Below are 18,591 nucleotides of genomic sequence, written 5' to 3' on the forward strand. Positions count from 1 at the left end.
CCTGATGGGCGATGGGGGCAGACGGGGCTGACGATCATTCGCCCTGGGCTGCGGATGCTATGCGACGCGTCATCCAGCGCGCATCCTCTCCGTAGCTCGCGATCTTTTGAACCGCGGCAGGCGGCGGCGTCGCTTCGTCAAAGCCCAGACCACGCCAATAGCTGGAGGCGCCTTGAACGGCGATCAGCTCGGCGATTTGAAGTCCGTCGCGTCCGGACTGTTCCAACGCCCGGGAGACGAGTTGTCGGCCGATCCCGGCGCTGCGTCCAGCAGGCGAGATCGCGAGATCGTGGATGTAGAGAACCTCGCAGGCGGCGTGGGCGGGCAAGATCATGCCCACGGCCGGTGGCGAGCCCCTGGGCCATCCATGCGCCAGCAGATAGCCCAGCAACTCGTCTCCGCGCTTGGCCGCGAGGCAATACGAGGCCGAGATGCTCAATCGACTGGCGAAGGCGTGTCGGTCTTCGAGCAGAAACGCCGGATAGGCGGCGGCCTGCAGCGCGAGCGCCGCTGGCAGATCGTCGGCCAGCAACGCCCCGATCCAGAGCGTCGAAGGCTCACGATCTGCGCCGACGGGCGTCATGGAGCGCCCGCCCCGAAATCCACCACCTTCGCCTCGCGTCCCATCAGCGTCAGCACGCGCCGGAACGCCGTCTGATCCAGGGCGGTGGTGGCCGTGTTCTCCAGCGGGTGGAAGTTGACTACAGCGGCGTCCCACAGGCGGCGGTCCAGGATGAAGCCGACGCGGCGGTTCGTGTCGTTGATCAGGCCCAGGGCCGTGACCGAGCCGGGGCGCACGCCCAGCGCCTCCCACATCAGTTGTTCATTACCGAACGACAGCCGGTCAGAGCCGATCAGCTTGGGCGCGGCCTTGAGGTCGATCACCGTGTCCTGGCGCGCCGAGATCAGCCACAGGGCGCCCTTCTTGTCCTTGAGGAACAGATTCTTGGTGTGTGCGCCGGGCAGGGCGGCCTTGAGGTCCAGCCCCTCCTCGACGCGGAAGACGGCGGGGTGGTCGTGGGTCACATGGGCCACGCCGTGCTCGGCCAGCCAGGCCATGAGGCCGGCGCGGTCGAAAGCGGGTTGTTGAGGCGAGGCCTCGGGCTGGGCTAGGGAGGTCACCTGCCCTGATTAGCCGCCGGAGCCGCGCCTTGGAACTGGAATGCTACCCGATGTCGTCGCGGCCGCCGGACCTGGTGCCCGGCCGCCAGTCGCGCAACTGGATGGACGCCTTCGCCAGCCGGCATCCCTATCGCTGCCTGCCGCTGAACATGGCCAACACCACCGGCTGGGAGATCCTGTGCCCGTTCGGCTTCCAGGCCGAGTGGAACGGCGGGCCGCGCCAAGAAGACATCGTCATCACGCCGGACCGGCCCAATCACGAGCTGGATCATTTCGTCACCTCGCACTTCTCGCGCGGGGTGCTGACCATGCATCCGCAGTATCTGTTCCGCACGCCGCCGGGCTGGGGGATGATGGCGTCCGGCTCGCCTAATCACGTCAAGGACGGGATCCAGCCGCTGGTCGGCCTGATCGAGACGGACTGGTTGCCGTTCCCCTTCACCATGAACTGGATCTTCACCCGGCCGGGGCGGGTGCGCTTCGACAAGGGCGAGCCCTTCTGCTTCATCAATCTGATCGAGCACAAGAAGGTCGAGCAGTTCGAGCCGGTGATCCGCAGCCTGGCGTCCAACCCCACGATGAAGTGCCAGTTCGAGGCCTGGAACCGCGCGCGCACCGACTTCAACGAACGCCTGGCCAGCCGCGACCCCGACGCGGTCAAGGAGGCGTGGCAACGTTACTATTTCAAGGGTGAAATCCCCGAGGAACTGGGCGCCGCGCCCCAGACCCACGCCAACAAGCGCCGGCTGAAGACCCCGCGGGTGGGACGGTAGGCGAAAAGGGCGGCGTCCGCGTGGACGCCGCCCTTGGTCGTTGTTGCGCCGGGCGCCCTTACATCGGGCGGGCGAGGCGCGGTCCCAGGTTGTTGATCACGTCACGCGCGTCGAAGGCGTTGGGATCGCCGGCGGGCTTGGGTCCGCGGCCCATGATGATCTCGGCGCTGGCCTCGAAGCGATCGACCTGGCGGATGTCGATGTCGCGGCCGAAGCCGGGACGCCCCCAAGGGCCCCACGGATCCCAGCGGCTCCAGTAACCGCGGTGTGAATAGCGCCAGCGCGGACCCCAGAAGGGCGAATACCGATCATAATAGAAGGGGTCGGGGGTCGCGTAGAACCGCGTGTCGCGATCGGTCGCCCGGTCAGCCGTGGCGAACCAGTCGAAGCCGTTTTGGACGGTTAGCTCGGCCGAGCGCAGCAGAAGGCCCATCTCGACCTGATCGCGCGAAGTGACCGAGTTGCCGGAGAAGGCGACACGGAAGCGGTTGGCTTCAAGCCGCTGTTCGGCATAGCCGCCATAGCCGCTGGGGCCGGCGGGTTGATAAGGGGTCGCTGTGGCGCAGGCTCCGAGCGTCAGCGCCGCCGCCGCCGCGATCATCACGGACTTTGCGGGAAATCGGGTCATGATAGGGCTCCTTCGGCGCCATATGACGCTGTTCCTGCTGAACGAGGCATGAACGGCTGCGGTTCCGGCCGACTCAAGTGCCTATAATCGCGCGATAATCAAAATCGCCGCCGCCATCAGCAGGCCGCCGACAATCAGGCCGAAGACTCGCCGGAAACCCGGCCGCGCCATGCGCCGCGACAGGGCCGCGCCAGCCAGACCGTAGGCGCTCATGGACAAGGCGTCCAGGCCGACCACAGCGGCGGCGAACAGGGCCAGCTGCGCCGCCACCGGCCGGTTCACGTCCAGGAACGGCGGCAGAACGGCGGTGAAGAACAGGATGGCCTTGGGGTTGGCGATCTGGACCATGAAGCCGTCGACGATGGCGCTGCGGCCGCGCCGGATGGCGGGCGTCTCGGGCTCCTGCGCCGTCCGGAAGGCGCCGCGCCAAGCCTTGAGACCCAGCCAGGCGACATACAGCGCGCCGCCGATGGCGATGAGGCGAAACGCCTCGGGAAAGCCCTTCACCAGAGCGCCCAGGCCCAGCGCCGCCGCGACGAACCAGACCAGGGTCGCCGCATTCATGCCGACCATGCCCGACAGCGCCGCAGCACGCCCCTTGGCCACGCCCGTCGCCACAGCGAAAAGATTGGCCGGCCCCGGCGTGATCGCCATCACCGCCATCACGCCCAGGAAGGTGAAATACAGGTGCGGATCGACGGGCCAGTGCATGCGGCGCCGTATCGCGAGCCGCGCGCTGACGCCAGCGGGATTTCGCCGCGCCCACGCCCTGATCGGCGCCCTTGCCGCGCGCCGCCATCGGCGCGACAAGCGGCCATGGCCCAGATCGAACGACATGACGTGGTGGTCGCCGGCGCCGGCATGGCGGGCGCGACCTTTGCGCTGGCCGCGGCGAAAGGCGGACTGAAGGTCGCCCTGATCGATCCGCAGCCCTTTCAGGCGCAGCTGGCGCCGACTTTCGACGGGCGTTCGACGGCGGTGGCCTTCTCTACCTTCCGCATGCTGGATGTGCTGGGCTTGGGCGAGGGTTTGCGGCCGCACGCCTGCCGCATGGACCGCATCCTGGTGACCGACGGGCGCCGGCCCGGCGCCGCCAGCCGCGCCGCCTCGCCCGCCTTCCTGCGCTTTGACGCCGACGAGATCGGGGATCGGACGGGCGGCGAGCCCCTGGGCTACATGGTCGAGAACCGCCGCATTCGCGCAGCCCTGGCGCAGGCCGTCGAGGCCTCGGACATCACCGTGCTGGCGCCGGCCGCGGTGGCCGGGGTCGAAGCCGGCGTGGGCGGGGCGATCGTGACGCTGCAGGACAGTCGACACCTCCACGCCGCGCTGGTCGTCGGGGCCGAAGGGCGCGGCTCGACCGTGCGCCAGGCCGCCGGCATCGACACCCTGGGCTGGGGCTACAAGCAATCGGGCGTGGTCGCCACAGTTCGTCTGGGCCGCGACCACGGCAATGTCGCGCACGAATATTTCCTGCCGGCCGGCCCCTTCGCCATCCTGCCTTTGACCGACCAGCGCGCCAGCCTGGTCTGGACCGAGACGACGCGCCGGGCCGAGGCGCTGAAGACCTGCTCGGACGCCGCCTTCCACGCGCATCTGATGCGGCGGTTCGGCGATTTCCTGGACGGCGCTACGGTCGAGGGGCCGCGCTTCATCTATCCGCTGTCGCTGAGCCTGGCCGAGCGGCTGACCGCGCCCCGCACAGCCCTGATCGGCGACGCCGCCCATGCGGTGCACCCGGTCGCGGGCCAGGGGCTGAACATGGGGCTGAAGGACGCCGCCGCCCTGGCCGAGGTGCTGATCGAGGCCGCGCGCATCGGCGAGGACATCGGCTCGGAGATCGTGCTGGACCGCTACGCCCGCTGGCGGCGGTTCGACAATGCGGCGCTGGCCGCCGGCTTCGACGGCTTCGTACGCCTGTTCTCCAACGATCTGGCGCCGGTTCGGCTGGCGCGGGATCTCGGCATGGCGGCGGTCAACCGCATCGCTCCCTTGCGTCGCGCCTTCATGAACGAGGCGGGCGGCGCGACCGGCGACCTGCCGCGTCTGCTGCGCGGCGAGCCCGTCTAGGCCCTATTGGGCGGTCATGCCGCCGTCGATCTTGAACTCCGAGCCGGTCACGAACTTGGACTCGTCGGACGCCAGATAGAGGACGCAATAGGCCACGTCGTCCGGCTCGCCGATCCGCTTCAGCGGAATGCCGCGCGACAGGCGCTCGTGCGCCTTGCCCTCGTCGCCGCCGGCCATGGCCACGAACGGGTCCAGGATGGCGGTCTTGATGAAGACCGGATGCACCGAGTTGCAGCGCACGTTCCACCCCGCCTTGGCCGCCTCGAGCGCCAGGGTCTTGGTGTACATCCAGACGCCCGCCTTGGTGGCGTTGTAGGCGCCCATGCCTGGCGCCGCCGCCAGGCCCGCGATCGACGAGATGTTGATGATGGAGGCCGGGGCCGCCGCGCGCAGGTGGGGCATGGCGTGTTTGGCGCCCAGCATGACCGAGCGCAGGTTGATCTCGTACTGACGCTGCCAGTTCTCGACCGTGTCGTCCTCGACAAAGGCGAGCGGGCCGCCGACGCCGGCGTTGTTCACCAGCACCGACAGACCGCCCAGGTCGGCGACGGCCGAGGCCACCACATCGCGCCATTGATCCTCGCTGGCGACGTCGTGGGCATAGGCGAAGGCGGCGTCGGGATGTTCGCCATTGATCGCCTGGGCCAGGGCCTGGGCGCGCTCGCCGTCGATGTCGCTGAGGGCCAGCCGGGCGCCCTCTCTCGCCATCATCCAGGCCATGGATTCGCCCAGGCCGCCGGCCGCGCCGGTGATCAGGACGGTCTTGCCCGAGACGCGGCCGCTCATTTCGCGCCCGCCTGTTCAGCGGCATGATCGATGAAGCGGGCCAGGGTCGCGTCCTTGTCGGTCACGCCGCCGGCGTCGTGGGTCGTCAGCACGATCTCGACGCGGTCGTAGACATTGAACCACTCGGGATGGTGATCCATGGCGTCGGCCTTGATCGCCACGCGCGTCATGAAGCCGAAGGCGGTGTTGAAATCCGCGAAGCGCACCGTCCGGGCGATGGCCGGGCGATCCCCAGGATGGTCTGACCAGCGGGGCAGATCCTTCAGCACGGTCTGGACGTCGAGGGCGGTCATGGGCGTCTCCTTTATCCACGGACTAACGTACGGTCCCGGCGGCGCCAAGCGGAACGCGGGCCAAGCTTCAGCGTTCATGTCCGGCAAGCGGAGCTGTAAGCCATGGACAATCTCTGGATCGCCTCGCTGAGCGCTGCCGACCGCCGGCGCATCGAGCCGCACCTAAACGAGCGCCCCTTCGAACAGGGCCAGATGCTTTACGACGCTGGCGAGGCCGTGGCGGAGGTCTGGTTCCCGCTGTCGGGCGTGGTCTCGCTTATGACGGTTCTGGATGAAGACCGCATGGTCGAGACCGCCGCGATAGGCCGCGAAGGCCTGGTCGGCGTCACCTGCGGACCGCTGAACGCGCGCGCCGCCAGCCGCGCGATCGCCCAGATCGAGGGCGTCGCGGCCTGCTGTCCCGCTGATGTCTTCGCCGAGGCCCTGGCCAAAAGCGAGCCCATGCGCACGTCTCTCGCCAAGTTCACCGAGGGTCTGTTCGCCCAGGTGCAGCAGGTCGCCGCCTGCAACGCCCAGCATGCCCTGGATCAGCGACTGGCGCGCTGGCTGCTGACGCTGCACGACCGGGCCGAGGGCGACCGGTTCGACCTGACCCAGGCCGACATCGCCCGCATGCTGGGCGTACGTCGCGCGACCGTCAGCGAGGTCGGTTCCGAACTCGAGGGCAAACGGCTGATCCAGCGCGGGCGTGGATGGGTCGAGGTGACCGACCGCAAGGCCTTGGAGGGCGCGGCGTGCGATTGCTACGGCCTGTTGCAAGGCGTGATGAAGGACCTGGGCCTGCCGCGCCCCAATCCGGCGTAAGCGGCGCCGCGGCAGGTGACGACCGGACGGGGAAGGGCTAGAGCACGGCCATGAGCCAGTCCGCCGATCCCCTATCGGGCAAGACCTCCACCTTCGGCTTCCGCGACGTCGATGCGCGCGAGAAGGTGCGCATGGTGCGCGGCGTCTTCGACAGCGTCGCTGGCAAGTACGACCTGATGAACGATCTGATGAGCGCGGGCGTGCATCGGCTCTGGAAGGATGCGGCGGCGGCCAAGCTGAATCCGCGACCGGGCGAGGTCATCCTGGACGTGGCCGGCGGCACCGGCGACATGGCGCGCCGCTATTCCAAGATGGCGCGCGCCGCCCAGCAGCGGCGCGGCGGCGAGGACGCCTCGGTCATCGTGCTGGACTACAACGCCGAGATGATCCTGGCTGGGGTCGAAAAGGGCGGCGAGCCCGAGATGCAGTGGACCGTCGGCGACGCCATGGCCCTGCCCCTGCCCGACGCCTCGGTCGACGCCTATTCTATCAGCTTCGGCATCCGCAACGTGGCCGAAGTGGCCGTCGCACTCAGCGAGGCCCGACGGGTGCTCAAGCCCGGCGGGCGCTTTCTGTGTCTGGAGTTCTCGCGCCCGACCACGGGGCCCGTCCGGGCGGCCTATGACGCCTGGTCGTTCAACGCCATTCCTCGCATCGGCGGCTGGGTCGCGGGCGATCGCGACAGCTATCAGTATCTGGTCGAGAGCATCCGCCGCTTCCCCGACCAGACCACCTTCAAGGCCATGATCGAGGCCGCGGGCTTCAGCCGCGTCTCGGTGACCAATCTGTCGGGCGGCGTGGCCGCCATCCATCACGGGTGGGCGATCTGACCAGCCGGATGGTCATCGGCACGCCGCCGCCCGCGCCCCTGGCCGAACCGGTGCGCGACCCCTGGGGCGCGTCCTGGCGGCTGATCGGCTGGGGCTGGGTTTTGGCGCGGCACGATGCGCTGATCCCGCGCGAGGTTACCCCCCTGCTGCCCGCCTGGGCGCGGCCCATCGCCGGCTTCGTGCAGATGTTCTCGGGCCGCGAGGGCCGGTCCGGTCGGCCCGGCCAGCGGGTCGGGCAGGCTTTCGAACATCTGGGCCCGGTGGCGATCAAGCTGGGTCAGGTGCTGGCCACCCGCGCCGACATTTTCGGCGTCGAGTTCGCCTCGGACCTGGGCCGGCTCAAGGACCGGCTGCCGCCGTTCCCGATCGAGGAGGCGCGCCGCGAGGTCGAGCGCTCGCTGGGCCGCTCGGTCGAAAGCCTGTTCATCGACTTCGGCGAGCCCGTCGCCGCCGCCTCCCTGGCCCAGGCCCATCCGGCCTGGCTGGCCGACGGCCGCAAGGTGGCGGTCAAGATTCTGCGGCCCGGCGTCGAGCGCAAGGTCTCGCGCGGCCTGGACGCCATGCGGCTGGCGGCGCGTGTCGTCTACCGGCTGGTTCCGGCGGCGCGACGCCTCGAGCCCTCGGCCTTCGTCGAGACCATCGCCCGCGCGCTTCAGCTGGAGCTGGACATGCGGCTGGAGGCGGCGGCGGCCTCCGAGCTGGGCGACGTCATGCGCAAGGCGGCCGAGGAGGGCGGCGGCCACATGACGGCTCCGGCGGTCGTCTGGGATGGCGTGGGCCGGCGCGTGCTGACGCTGGAATGGGCCACCGGCCTGCCGATGACGGACCCTGCTGCGGCCGAGCAGCCGGGGCTGGACAGGAACGCCCTGGCCGACAACGTCGTGCGCGCCTTTCTGGTGCAGGCGCTGGACCACGGCGCCTTCCACGCCGATCTGCACGAGGGCAATCTGTTCGCCTCCGCCCCGGCCGAAGTCATGGCGGTGGATTTCGGCATCGTGGGCCGGCTGGGCCCGGCCGAGCGGCGCTATCTGGCCGAAATCTTGTGGGGCTTCCTCAGCCGCGACTACGACCGGATCGCACGGGTCCATTTCGAGGCGGGCTACGTGCCCCCGCAGCATTCGGTCCAGGCCTTCGCTCAGGCCCTGCGCGCCGTCGGCGAGCCCGTGATCGGCAAGCAAGCTTCACAAGTTTCGATGGGCCGGCTTCTGGGCCAGCTGTTTGAGATCACCGCACTGTTCGACATGCACCTGCGGCCGGAACTGATCCTGCTGCAGAAGACCATGGTGTCCGTCGAGGGCGTGGCCCGGCGGCTGAACCCCGACCACGACCTGTGGGCCGCCGCTCGGCCTGTCGTCGAGCGCTGGATCCGGCGCGAACTGGGGCCGCAGGCGCAGATCAAGGAGACGCTGGAAGAGCTGGTCGGCGCCCTGCGCGCCGTGGCCCGCAAGGTTCAGGAAGAGCCTGGCACGCCGACCACCGTGATCGTGGAGCGCGCCCGCGCCCCGGCCTGGATGGTGGCAGCGGTGACGACTGCGGTGCTGGCCTCCGGCGCCGCCTTGCTTCTGTCGCTTTGGCCCGCGATCCTCGGCTGATCGTTTTCGGAGACCGCTGAATGAAGTCGCTCGCCCTGGCCCTGATGCTGGCCGCCGCGCCTGTCGCCGTCCTGGCGCAGACCGTCCCTTCGGCGCAGGGGCGTCCGGTTGCGGCCGCCGGCGCCGCGCCCAACACCTTCGACGATCCCTCCGCCCGCGCTGCTGCGCCGCAAGCCGCCGCCCAGGCGGCTCAGGCTCAGCCCGCAGACCAGGCCCAAGCCCCCGACGTGGCCCGCGCTGAGCGCACCCTGCGCGAGGTGATCGCCGCCGCCCAGAGCGGCGAGTTCGACTATTCGGTGTTCAGCGACAGCCTGGCGGTCCAGATCCGCGCGCAATCGGCCCAGGTCACGCCTCTGGTTCAGGGCTTCGGCGCGCTGCGCAGCGTCACCTACGCCGGCGAGCAACAGGGCGCGGACCTCTTCGAGGTGGTGTTCGCCAATGCGGAAACCCAATGGATCATAGGCTTCGATGAGGACGACAAGGTCGGCGCCCTGCTGTTCCGTCCCAAGCCGGAAGAGTGATCGGCCGAGGTTGATTTCCGTCTCCCCGGCGAAGACCGGGGTCTAGATGATAAAGCGGCGCGCATCTGGTCCTGGGCCCCGGCCTTCGCCGGGGAGTCGGGTTCAGACCGGCCTGCTAGCCCCTAATCCATCGCCGGCTTGCCGCGGCCGCTCTTGATGGCGGCGCGGCCGGACTTGGCCTTCAGCCGCCGCTCCTTCGACGCCTTGGTGGGGCGGGTGGGGACTCGATAGGCGGGCGCACGCCAGGTTTCCTCGACCAGGGCTTCCAGCCGTTCGATGGCGTCGGCGCGGTTCCGCTCCTGGGTGCGAAAGCGGGTGGCGGTGAAGACGATCACCCCGTCCTGGGTCAGCTTTGAGCCGGCCGCCTTCATCAGCCGTGTCCGCGCACCCTCGGTCAGAGAGGGCGAGTTCAGCGCGTCGAAGCGCATCTGGACCGCGGTCGAGACCTTGTTGACGTTCTGCCCGCCCGGGCCGCCGGCGCGGAAGAAGCGGAACTCGAGCTCATCTTCAGGAATGCGGCCCATCAGATGGCCTTTCGCGCCCGCACCACGGCGGCGTCGAGCGCCTGCAGGAAGCGTGAGCGGTCGGCCGCTGAGAACGGCGGGGGACCGGATGTCGCCACGCCCATGGAGCGTAGGTGCTCGCCCACCATGCGGCCGGCCAGGGCCGAACCGATGCTGTCGGGCGTGAAGGGTTGGCCGTTGGACTTGAGCGCCTGAGCCCCGGCCTTCAGGCAGCGGTCGGCCAGAGGAATGTCGGCGGTGATCACCACGTCGCCCGGCCCGGCGCGCTCAGCGATCCAGTCGTCGGCGATGTCAGGCCCGGCGTCGACCACCACCTGCTCGATCAGCGCCTCGCGCGGCGTGTTGATCCAGGCGTTGGACACGACGAAGGTCTTGAGGCCATAGCGTCGTGCGACGCGATAGACCTCTTCCTTCACCGGGCAGGCGTCGGCGTCGATGTAGAGGCTGGTTGGCATCGGGCCATCATGGCCCGATGCGCGTGTCTCGAACAGATCGGATCAGAACACCCGGCCGCCGACGCCGCCGTCCAGAACCATGCTGGCGCCGGCCACGGCCACGCCTTGGGTCTCGACGATTTCCTCGCGGTACTCGGTGTAGGTTTCCTCGCGATACAGGGTCAGCACCTTCAGACCCGCGCCATAGCGGCGCAGCAGCGAGCGCTCGTTGCAGTCACGTTCGGGCTTTTCGGGGCGGCATTCGATGCGGCCGCCGCCGCCATGCCACAGGGCCTCGCGCTTGCGGCACATCAGGGTTTCGCCGCCGTCGAAATCGGCCTGGCCGTTCCAGTCGGCGATGGACATCTGCAGGCGCGAACCGGCGATGCAGCGATACAGTTCGCCCTCATAGTCCTCGCGCACGTCGCGACCGGGACGGACCTGCGAAGCGGGGTGCGGCACGTTGCGGTCGTCGATGCAGACGGCGCGGATCACGACCTGTTTGCGGATCGAGCGGGTGGCGGTGAAGGGCACGCGGATCAGCTGGGCGACGCGGGCGCCTTCGACGTTCAGCCCTTGGATGGCGGTGGGGTAGGGCTGATCGACGTGGACATAGGCCGAGCCGCCGCCGCCGACATAGACGGTCGAACCGGCGCGGGCGTTGATGGCGGCGCGCGCCGAGGCGCTGGCGCTGGCCGCCGCATTGACGTTGACGTTCACATTGACGTTGCCGCCGCCGCAGCAGGGCGTGGGCGGAGGCGGCGGGGTGCAGCAGGGCACGGGCGGCGGCGGCGGCGGCGGCGGCGGCGCGCAGCACGGCGGCGGGGGGGGCTCGCAGCCCGAACCGCATTGCGCGGCGGCCGTGTCGGCCACGGCCATCACGGCGAAGAAACCGAACAGCGCCGGCAGCCAGGTCTTGATCCGCACCCGCATGGGCTGGAACTCCCGAATTGAAACGTCGCGGCCGCGTTGCAAGTCACGGGCCGCCATCCGGGCATTGAAGGGCAAAAGCCTTGCGTTTTCGTTGCGCGCCGCGATTCAGGCGGGTTTCAGACCCGCGGCGTAGCGTTTCCAGTTCTGCACATAGTGTTCCGCCGAGACACGAAGCGCCTCGATCTGGCCCGGCTCCAAGGTCTTCACCACCTTGCCCGGCTGGCCCATGACCAGCGAGCCGTCCGGGATGACCTTGCCTTCGGTGATCAGGGCGTTGGCCCCAATGATGCAGTCCCGGCCGATCACCGCGCGGCCCAGGATCACCGCCCCGATGCCGATCAGGCTGTTGTCGCCGATGGTACAGCTGTGGAGCATGGCCTTGTGGCCCACTGTCACCCCGTCGCCGATGATCAGCGGCTGGCCGGGATCGGAGTGAAGGACGCTGCCGTCCTGAATGTTGGTGTCGCGCCCGATGACGATCGGATCGTTGTCGCCGCGGACCACCGCGCCGAACCAGACGCTGGCGCCAGGCTTCATCGTCACGTCGCCCAGAACGGTCGCGCCGGGCGCAATCCAGTATTCGCCAGCGGCCGGCAGAGTGGGTTTCTTGTCGTCCAGAGCGAAGACCGTCATGAATTCATCACCTTATCTTTTTGACGACAGGGCCTTTCAGCCTTTGGAAACCACGATAGCATCAGTGTGTTGAAGCGATTCGAGGCCTCTCGTTTCTGGCCTCCAATCCGAAGCCGGATCAAGCCCGGTCCGGTCAGGCCCAGGAGAATGCGCGTGGCGTGTTCGGATCGGCGGCTGCGGCCGCTGGAGGCTGGCTCTCCATCCGATCCAGGCGGCGCGCGGCCTTCTGTCGATCCCCTCCCCACCCCCTGTCTCAGGCGGAACCCGATCGGGTCCGCCTTTTTTATTGCCTGGAGGCGTCCATGACCAAACGTGCGGCCCTGAAGCGTCAAATGCGCGAAGGCGTGCTGGATTCACGGCAGTTCACGGAGGAGTCCAAGGTTCGGCGATTGCCGACCCACTCCGGCTGGTCGCCTCACCCCTCCAACGACGACCGCGACCAGGCCTATCTCAAGACGCTGAAGCCCAAGTCCGACGGCCAGGCCGAACTGATGGAGGCGATCGACCACCATAACCTGGTCATGGCCCTGGGCCCGGCCGGCACCGGCAAGACCTATCTGGCGGTGGCCAAGGCGGTCGAGGCGCTGGAAGCCGGCAAGGTCGGGCGCATCGTGCTGAGCCGCCCGGCGGTCGAGGCCGGCGAATCCATCGGATTCCTGCCCGGCGACATGGAGGACAAGCTGGCCCCCTATCTGCGGCCGCTCTACGACGCCCTGTCGGACCGGCTGTCGATGAAGCGGGTCAAGGCGCTGATGGCCGAAGGGCTGATCGAGATCGCCCCGGTCGGCTACATGCGGGGCCGCACGCTGAACAACGCCTTCATCGTCGTCGACGAGGCGCAGAACTGCACCTACGTCCAGCTCAAGATGCTGCTGACGCGCCTGGGCTGGCACTCGACCATGGTGGTGACGGGCGACCCGCAGCAGTCAGATCTGCTGCCCGGCATCTCCGGGCTCTCGGACATCTCCGCGCGGCTGGAGGCGGTGCCGGACATCGCCGTCGTGCGTCTGGCCGAACGGGACATCGTGCGCCACCCCCTGGTGGCCAGCATGATCGGGGTGCTTTGATCTGGCCTATCGCGCTTCGCGCTGCTTGAGGCCTTTGTTCCGGCCTACCGCGCCTCGCGCTGCTTGAGGCTTTTGATCTGGCCTGCCGCGCTTCGCGCGACTTGAGGCCGGTCCAGGTTCGCCGCGTCCAGCGGTAGATCTAGACCGGCTTCGGCTCGGGGCTGGGGCTGGTCGGATCGGGGATGGCCTTGATCTGGTCGGCCGCCAGCTTTTCGGGGGGATCGCCGGGCTTGCGCGGCGGCGCGGGCGGCGCGCCCAGGCGGTCGATCAGCTTGAACACGAACGGATTGACCGAGATCGAGATCAGGGCCGCGGCCAGGATCAGATCGTGAGTCTCGCGGCTCATGGCGCCCAGGCTCATGGAAAGCGCCGCCAGAATGAAGGAGAACTCCCCGATCTGGGCCAGGCTGGCGGCGACGGTCAGTCCGGTCTTGCGGTCCAGGCCGAACTGCTTGGCAATCGCCAGCGCGGCCAGCGACTTGCCGACGATGACAATGGCCACCACGCCGAACACGGCCCAGGGCTGGCGCAGGATGATGTGCCAGTCGAACAGCATGCCCACCGACACGAAGAACAGCACGGCGAAGGCGTCGCGCAGCGGCAGCGACCGCTCCGCCGCATTGTGACCCAGCGGCGAACCGTTCAGCACCAGGCCGGCGACGAAGGCGCCCAGAGCGAACGAAGCGCCGAAGACCTCATAGGCCAGCCAGGCGATGCCCAGGGCGATCGACAGGACGCCCAGGGTGAACAGCTCGCGCGACTTGGTGTGGGCGATGCGCACCAGAAGCCAAGGCAGCACCCGGCCGCCGACCACGAACATCAGGCCCACGAAGGCGGCGACCTTGACCAGGGTCCAGGCGACGTCGCCCGCCAGAGCCGCGGCCTGGATCGGCTGGCCCGCCGGGGTCACCAGCAGGGGCAGCATGACCAGGGCGATGACGATCACCAGATCCTCGACGATCAGCCAGCCGACGGCGATGCGGCCGATCTCGCCCTTCTGCTGCTTGCGCTCCTCCAGCGCCCGGATCAGCACCACCGTCGAGGCGACCGACAGCGAGAAGCCCAGCAGGATGGCCTCGACATCCGAGAGACCGAGCACGAACCGGCCCAGCAGCCAGCCCAGGCCGGTCGCGGCCGCGATCTGAACCACAGCGCCCGGCACGGCGACCTTGCGCACCCGCATCAGGTCTTGCGGCGAGAAGTGCAGGCCAACGCCGAACATCAGCAGAATGACGCCGATCTCGGCCAGCTGGGGCGCCAGCTCCATGTCGGCGACATAGCCGGGCGTATAGGGGCCGACGATCACGCCCGCGACCAGATAGCCGACGAGGGGCGAAAGCTTCAGCCGATTGGCCGCCATCCCGAACACAAAGGCCAGCACGAAGCCGCCGACCAGAGTGAGAATCAGGCTGTCGGCGTGCGGCATCGGCGCTCCTGGCGGCGGATCGGATTTTCGGGCTCAGCTCCGCAACTTGGGCACGAACCGCCCTAACGGCAAGGCTTGGCCGAAGCCGTTTTCGCCGTCAGTCGACGCAGATAGTCGGCTCGGCCTTGCCGTCCTTGATCGTGGTGTAGCAGCCGAAGCGGTCGCTGTCGGCCTGACAGACACCGGCGACCGCCTGGCCCTCGGCCGGTCGGGCGTTGTCGCCCTGAACGCGGCAGTCGCCCTGGCACTGGGCGCCGTCGGTGCACCGCTTGCCGGCGTCGGCGTATTTGACGATGCACTGCCAGCTCTGCATGCGGCCCACCTGGCGCATCTCTCCGCCGCGACGGGCGCAGGCCTGGGCGTCGGCGCTCTGGACCGGAGCGGCGGCTTCGGGGCCGGTCGTCTCGGCCCCGGGCATTGGCGCGCAGGCGGCGAGCAGCAGCCCGAAGGCGGCGGCGATGGCGGAGAGTTTCATTGGACCTGTGCCTTGTCGAAGCCCGACCAGCAGTCATCGTAGTCAAGCTGCATCTGCGGCGACTGCTCCGCCCATTTCGTTACCCGGATCGGCATGCGAGTCTCGAACATGAAGGCCAGGGTGTTCTCGATCTTGTGCGGCTTCAGCTCGGCCCTGGTGGCGCCGGTCCAGCTGGCCTGATCCGGGCCATGGCCGCTCATGCGGTTGTGCAGCGAGGCGCCGCCGGGTGCGAAGCCGCCCTCCTTGGCATCATAGGCGCCGTGAATCAGGCCCATGAACTCGCTCATGACGTTTCTGTGGAACCACGGCGGACGGAAGGTGTCCTCGGCCACCATCCAGCGCGGCGGGAAGATGACGAAGTCGCAGTTGGCCGTGCCCGGCGTGTCCGACGGGCTGGTCAGGACTGTGAAGATCGACGGGTCCGGGTGGTCGAAGCTGACCGTGCCGATGGTGTTGAACCGCGCCGTGTCATAGCGGCAGGGCGCGTAGTTGCCGTGCCAGGCCACCACGTCCAGCGGCGAATGATCGAAGGTCGTGGCCCACAGCCGGCCGCCGTATTTCTGGACGCACTGGGTCGCACGATCCACGTCCTCGAAGGCGGCGACCGGCGTCTCGAAATCGCGCGGATTGGCCAGGCCGTTCGAGCCGATGGGGCCCAGGTCCGGCAGCTGGAAAGCCGCGCCGTAGTTCTCGCAGACATAGCCCCGCGACGGACCGTCCAGCTCGACGCGGAAACGCACGCCGCGCGGGATCAGGACGATGTGGCCCGGTTGAGCCTCGATCACGCCCAGCTCGGTGACGAAACGGTGCGCGCCGTCCTGCGGCACGATCAGCAACTCGCCGTCGGCGTCGTAGAAGACGCGGTCGATCATCGATCGGTTGGCGGCGTACAGGTGGATGCCGACGCCCAGGCCCGCGTCCGCGTCGCCGTTGCCGCCATAGGTGACCAGTCCCTCGACCCAGTCGGTCGGCTGGTCCGGCATGGGCAGCGGGTCCCAGCGCATGCGGTTCGGGTTCGGCGGCGTCTCGTCGAAGGGGGTGGAGCGCACCCGTCCCTGATCAAAGGGGACGTAGGGGCCGTGCTGGGCCGACGGTCGCAGACGATACAGCCAGCTGCGCAGATTGTGGTCGCGCGGCGCGGTGAAGGCCGTGCCCGACAACTGTTCGGCATACAGGCCCATGGCCGGGCGCTGGGGCGAGTTGCGGCCCTGCGGCAGGGCGCCGGGCGCGGCCTCGGTCGCGAAATGATTGGCGAAGCCGGTCATATAGGCGGGCGCGTTGGATCGCGTCGTCATCAGCGTGTCTCCCTTGGCTCCGGTTTAGCCGCGCGGGCCGAACGGGACCACCTTGTTCATGCGGTCGTGGCCGATGTCGGCGGTTCCCAAGTAGGCGATGCCCGAGCGGTCGCACCAGTAGCGCACGATTTCCTCGGCCGTCAGACCGAACTCCGGGTCGTTGGGCGTGACGTCCGACACGCGGCCCAGGCGCAGACCGGCGATGCGCCGCATCGACGCCTGGCCGGTCAGATGGAACATCATCCGGTCGACCCGATACAGCGCCTCCGACACCTCTTCGATCATGACGACATGGCCCGACAGGTCAGGCTCCAGCGCCGTGCCGACCAGCTGGTCCAGGATGGTCAGGTTGAAGGCCACGGCCGGCCGGGGGTCGGCCGCCAGCGACGGCTCCCACTCCAGCGCCTCGCCGCGCGTCAGCCAGGCCAGGGCCCGCTCAGCGGCGGCCGGATCACGCACCGCGTCCGACGCCATCGGCCCGTGCGCCAGGCCGTTGAAGCCGGCCTTGTACATCAGCGCCATCAGACTGCCGGCGTCGGAATAGCCGAGGTAGCGCTTCTTGCGCGCCACGTCGTCCAGGCGCGGCACCACGGCCTCGGCGATGCGGCACGAGCCGTAGCCGCCGCGCGCGAACCAGATCGCGTCCAGGCGCGGGTCGTTGGCGAACTCGATGAAGGCCCGAGCACGCGCGGCGTCGTCGCCGCCGAAATGGCCGTGCTTGGAGTAGAGCGACGGGTGCAGCACCACCGACACCGAGCGGTCGGGAAACCGCTGGGCCATGAACGCCTCGATCGCCTCGCCCCGGCCGGGGTCGAAGCGCGAGCTGGCGTTGACGATGCCGATCTTCATCTAGTCTCTCGTTCTTTCGCTACCGCCATCCGCGCGGCGGATGGCTGCTTGAGCGATGCGGCCTCCATGCTATCGAGGCCGCCGGACATTCCCCGGTTTCGCGGACTGAAATCAAGCCGATGAGCGACGACTACTTCTTCTGCGGGATCGGCGGGTCCGGCATGCTGCCCCTGGCCATGATCGTCCAGGCGCGCGGCGGGCGCATCGCGGGCTCGGACCGGGCGCTGGACCAGGGCCGGACGCCGGACAAGTTCGCCTGGCTGCGTGACCATGGCGTCGCCCTGCACCCCCAGGACGGTTCGGGCGTGCGCGCCGGCCAGATCCTGGTCGCCACCGGCGCGGTCGAAGACACAGTGCCCGACATCGCGGCGGCCCGGCGCGTCGCCGCGACGATCAAGACGCGGCCCGAACTGCTCAGCGAACTGTTCAACGCGGCGCAGACCTCGGTCGGCGTGGCGGGCACCAGCGGCAAGTCCACCATTACCGGCATGATCGCCTGGATCCTGGACCAGGCCGGGCGCAGGCCCACCGTGATGAACGGCGCGGTGATGAAGAACTTCGTCTCGGCCGAAAACCCCTTCGCCTCGGCGGTCGTGGGCGACGCCGTCCTGTTCGCCGCCGAGGTGGACGAGAGCGACGGCTCCATCGCCCGCTACCGACCGACGGTGGCGGTGGTGTCGAACATTTCGCTGGACCACAAGTCGATGGAGGAACTGCGCGACCTGTTCGGCGGCTTCGTGGAGCGGTCAGAGACGGCGGTGCTGAATCTCGACAATCCCGAGACGGCGGCGTTGGCCCAGGAGCGGGCGGCGCGCGGTCCGGTCGTGACCTTTGCGATGGGCGCCGCCGAGGCGGACCTTTCAGCGCACGATCTGGAGCCGCTGGCTGGCGGGATGCGCTTCGTGCTGGACGATCGTGCGGGCGCGCGCCGCATTCCGGTGGAGCTGGCCGCGCCGGGCGCGCACAACGTCGCCAACGCCCTGGCCGCCCTGGGCGCCGTGCAGGCGCTGGGGGTCGATCTGGACCAAGGCGTCGCGGCGTTGAAAACCTTCCAGGGCATCCGACGTCGGCTGGAGGTGGTGGGCGCGGCGAACGGGGTGACCGTCATCGACGACTTCGCCCACAACCCCGACAAGATCGCCGCCACCTTGAAGACCCTGCACGCCTTCGACGGGCGGCTTCTGATCCTGTTCCAGCCGCACGGCTTCGGCCCGCTGAAGCTGATGAAGTCGGAATTCATCGAGGGCTTCGCCGGCCTCATGCGCCCCGACGACGTGCTGCTGATGCCCGAGCCGGTCTATTACGGCGGCACGACGGACCGCAGCGTCGGCAGCGTGGACATCGCCGAGGGCGTGCGCGCGGCGGGCCGTCAGGCGCAGGCGCTGGGCGACCGCGCGGCCTGCGGCGACCGCCTGATCGAACTGGCCCGGCCAGGCGACCGCATCGTCGTCATGGGCGCGCGCGACGACACCCTGTCGGACTTCGCCAGAGGTCTGCTGACTCGACTGTGATGGACTCCCTTGCCGCGCGGTCGCT

21 protein-coding genes and 1 pseudogene are annotated in these 18,591 nt (G+C 69.0%); 8 read left to right on the plus strand and 14 right to left on the minus strand.

Annotated elements, in window-relative coordinates; translation table 11 throughout:
• Positions 1-34 precede the first annotated feature (34 nt).
• Complete coding sequence (locus tag E4M01_RS03655) at positions 35-583, minus strand: GNAT family N-acetyltransferase (RefSeq protein ID WP_135062188.1); 549 nt, start codon at positions 581-583, stop codon at positions 35-37.
• The gene (locus E4M01_RS03660; protein WP_135062755.1) at positions 580-1,059 is read right to left on the minus strand and encodes a prolyl-tRNA synthetase associated domain-containing protein; all 480 of its coding nucleotides are present in this window, start codon (positions 1,057-1,059) and stop codon (positions 580-582) included. Before E4M01_RS03660 ends, E4M01_RS03655 begins: the two co-directional genes overlap by 4 nt.
• Positions 1,060-1,151: 92 nt before the next feature.
• On the opposite strand from E4M01_RS03660, the gene E4M01_RS03665 reads away from it, so the two are divergent.
• On the plus strand, positions 1,152-1,895 hold the full coding sequence (locus tag E4M01_RS03665) for a DUF6065 family protein (protein ID WP_135062187.1): 744 nt from the start codon (positions 1,152-1,154) through the stop codon (positions 1,893-1,895).
• 58 nt (positions 1,896-1,953) lie between these two features.
• On the opposite strand, the gene E4M01_RS03670 is transcribed toward E4M01_RS03665, so the two are convergent.
• Together E4M01_RS03670 and E4M01_RS03675 are read right to left on the minus strand one after the other, a co-directional pair.
• Entirely contained in the window at positions 1,954-2,523 is a 570-nt protein-coding gene (locus tag E4M01_RS03670) for a hypothetical protein (RefSeq protein ID WP_135062186.1), read from the minus strand.
• 81 nt (positions 2,524-2,604) lie between these two features.
• Positions 2,605-3,234, minus strand: coding sequence for a LysE family translocator (locus tag E4M01_RS03675; protein ID WP_135062185.1), 630 nt, complete (start codon positions 3,232-3,234; stop codon positions 2,605-2,607).
• Between the two features lie 105 nt (positions 3,235-3,339).
• On the opposite strand from E4M01_RS03675, the gene E4M01_RS03680 reads away from it, so the two are divergent.
• Positions 3,340-4,593, plus strand: coding sequence for a UbiH/UbiF/VisC/COQ6 family ubiquinone biosynthesis hydroxylase (locus E4M01_RS03680; protein WP_135062184.1), 1,254 nt, complete (start codon positions 3,340-3,342; stop codon positions 4,591-4,593).
• A gap of 3 nt (positions 4,594-4,596) precedes the next feature.
• Here the strand turns inward: E4M01_RS03680 and E4M01_RS03685 are convergent, their stop codons facing one another.
• Both E4M01_RS03685 and E4M01_RS03690 read right to left on the minus strand, forming a co-directional pair.
• Positions 4,597-5,379 carry an SDR family oxidoreductase gene (locus tag E4M01_RS03685; protein WP_135062183.1) on the minus strand — a complete coding sequence of 261 codons (783 nt, stop codon included), beginning with the start codon at positions 5,377-5,379 and terminating at the stop codon, positions 4,597-4,599.
• Positions 5,376-5,672 (minus strand): 4a-hydroxytetrahydrobiopterin dehydratase, encoded by a 297-nt coding sequence (locus tag E4M01_RS03690; RefSeq protein WP_135062182.1) that lies wholly within the window; start codon positions 5,670-5,672, stop codon positions 5,376-5,378. Before E4M01_RS03690 ends, E4M01_RS03685 begins: the two co-directional genes overlap by 4 nt.
• A gap of 102 nt (positions 5,673-5,774) precedes the next feature.
• On the opposite strand from E4M01_RS03690, the gene E4M01_RS03695 reads away from it, so the two are divergent.
• The 4 genes from E4M01_RS03695 to E4M01_RS03710 are packed head-to-tail and all read left to right on the plus strand — an operon-like array spanning position 5,775 to position 9,419.
• A complete protein-coding gene (locus tag E4M01_RS03695) occupies positions 5,775-6,476 on the plus strand; it encodes a Crp/Fnr family transcriptional regulator (protein WP_135062181.1) in 702 nt (233 codons plus the stop codon).
• A gap of 50 nt (positions 6,477-6,526) precedes the next feature.
• Positions 6,527-7,306, plus strand: coding sequence for a class I SAM-dependent methyltransferase (locus tag E4M01_RS03700; protein ID WP_135062180.1), 780 nt, complete (start codon positions 6,527-6,529; stop codon positions 7,304-7,306).
• Positions 7,294-8,898 carry a 2-polyprenylphenol 6-hydroxylase gene (ubiB, locus tag E4M01_RS03705; protein ID WP_135062179.1) on the plus strand — a complete coding sequence of 535 codons (1,605 nt, stop codon included), beginning with the start codon at positions 7,294-7,296 and terminating at the stop codon, positions 8,896-8,898. Before E4M01_RS03700 ends, ubiB begins: the two co-directional genes overlap by 13 nt.
• Before the next feature lie 20 nt (positions 8,899-8,918).
• Positions 8,919-9,419, plus strand: a complete 501-nt coding sequence (locus tag E4M01_RS03710; RefSeq protein ID WP_135062178.1) for a hypothetical protein — start codon at positions 8,919-8,921, stop codon at positions 9,417-9,419.
• A gap of 122 nt (positions 9,420-9,541) precedes the next feature.
• Here E4M01_RS03710 and arfB read toward each other — a convergent pair whose 3' ends face one another.
• From arfB to E4M01_RS03735, 4 genes and pseudogenes are all read right to left on the minus strand, one after another.
• On the minus strand, positions 9,542-9,943 hold the full coding sequence (gene arfB / locus E4M01_RS03715; RefSeq protein WP_135062177.1) for an alternative ribosome rescue aminoacyl-tRNA hydrolase ArfB: 402 nt from the start codon (positions 9,941-9,943) through the stop codon (positions 9,542-9,544).
• Complete coding sequence (locus E4M01_RS03720; RefSeq protein WP_135062176.1) at positions 9,943-10,398, minus strand: YaiI/YqxD family protein; 456 nt, start codon at positions 10,396-10,398, stop codon at positions 9,943-9,945. The genes arfB and E4M01_RS03720 overlap by 1 nt, the downstream gene beginning before the upstream one ends.
• Positions 10,399-10,440: 42 nt before the next feature.
• Positions 10,441-11,367 carry a hypothetical protein gene (locus tag E4M01_RS03725; RefSeq protein ID WP_245158186.1) on the minus strand — a complete coding sequence of 309 codons (927 nt, stop codon included), beginning with the start codon at positions 11,365-11,367 and terminating at the stop codon, positions 10,441-10,443.
• A gap of 216 nt (positions 11,368-11,583) precedes the next feature.
• Positions 11,584-11,943 (minus strand): annotated as a pseudogene (locus tag E4M01_RS03735) (gamma carbonic anhydrase family protein); the annotation flags it as partial.
• Between the two features lie 290 nt (positions 11,944-12,233).
• On the opposite strand from E4M01_RS03735, the gene E4M01_RS03740 reads away from it, so the two are divergent.
• Positions 12,234-13,010: a PhoH family protein gene (locus E4M01_RS03740; protein ID WP_135062753.1), complete on the plus strand. Its 777-nt coding sequence runs from the start codon at positions 12,234-12,236 to the stop codon at positions 13,008-13,010.
• 139 nt (positions 13,011-13,149) lie between these two features.
• Here the strand turns inward: E4M01_RS03740 and E4M01_RS03745 are convergent, their stop codons facing one another.
• The 4 genes from E4M01_RS03745 to E4M01_RS03760 form a co-directional block, all read right to left on the minus strand.
• Positions 13,150-14,436 carry a cation:proton antiporter gene (locus tag E4M01_RS03745; protein WP_135062172.1) on the minus strand — a complete coding sequence of 429 codons (1,287 nt, stop codon included), beginning with the start codon at positions 14,434-14,436 and terminating at the stop codon, positions 13,150-13,152.
• 97 nt (positions 14,437-14,533) lie between these two features.
• Positions 14,534-14,911, minus strand: a complete 378-nt coding sequence (locus E4M01_RS03750; RefSeq protein WP_135062171.1) for a hypothetical protein — start codon at positions 14,909-14,911, stop codon at positions 14,534-14,536.
• Positions 14,908-16,206: a homogentisate 1,2-dioxygenase gene (gene hmgA, locus E4M01_RS03755; RefSeq protein ID WP_135062170.1), complete on the minus strand. Its 1,299-nt coding sequence runs from the start codon at positions 16,204-16,206 to the stop codon at positions 14,908-14,910. The genes E4M01_RS03750 and hmgA overlap by 4 nt, the downstream gene beginning before the upstream one ends.
• Before the next feature lie 24 nt (positions 16,207-16,230).
• A complete protein-coding gene (locus E4M01_RS03760) occupies positions 16,231-17,055 on the minus strand; it encodes an LD-carboxypeptidase (RefSeq protein ID WP_135062169.1) in 825 nt (274 codons plus the stop codon).
• Between the two features lie 119 nt (positions 17,056-17,174).
• Here E4M01_RS03760 and murC point away from each other — a divergent pair, with 119 nt between their 5' ends.
• Positions 17,175-18,566 (plus strand): UDP-N-acetylmuramate--L-alanine ligase, encoded by a 1,392-nt coding sequence (murC, locus tag E4M01_RS03765; RefSeq protein ID WP_135062168.1) that lies wholly within the window; start codon positions 17,175-17,177, stop codon positions 18,564-18,566.
• Positions 18,567-18,591 lie beyond the last annotated feature (25 nt).

The organism is Brevundimonas sp. MF30-B, assembly GCF_004683885.1.
Taxonomy (GTDB): Bacteria; Pseudomonadota; Alphaproteobacteria; order Caulobacterales; family Caulobacteraceae; genus Brevundimonas.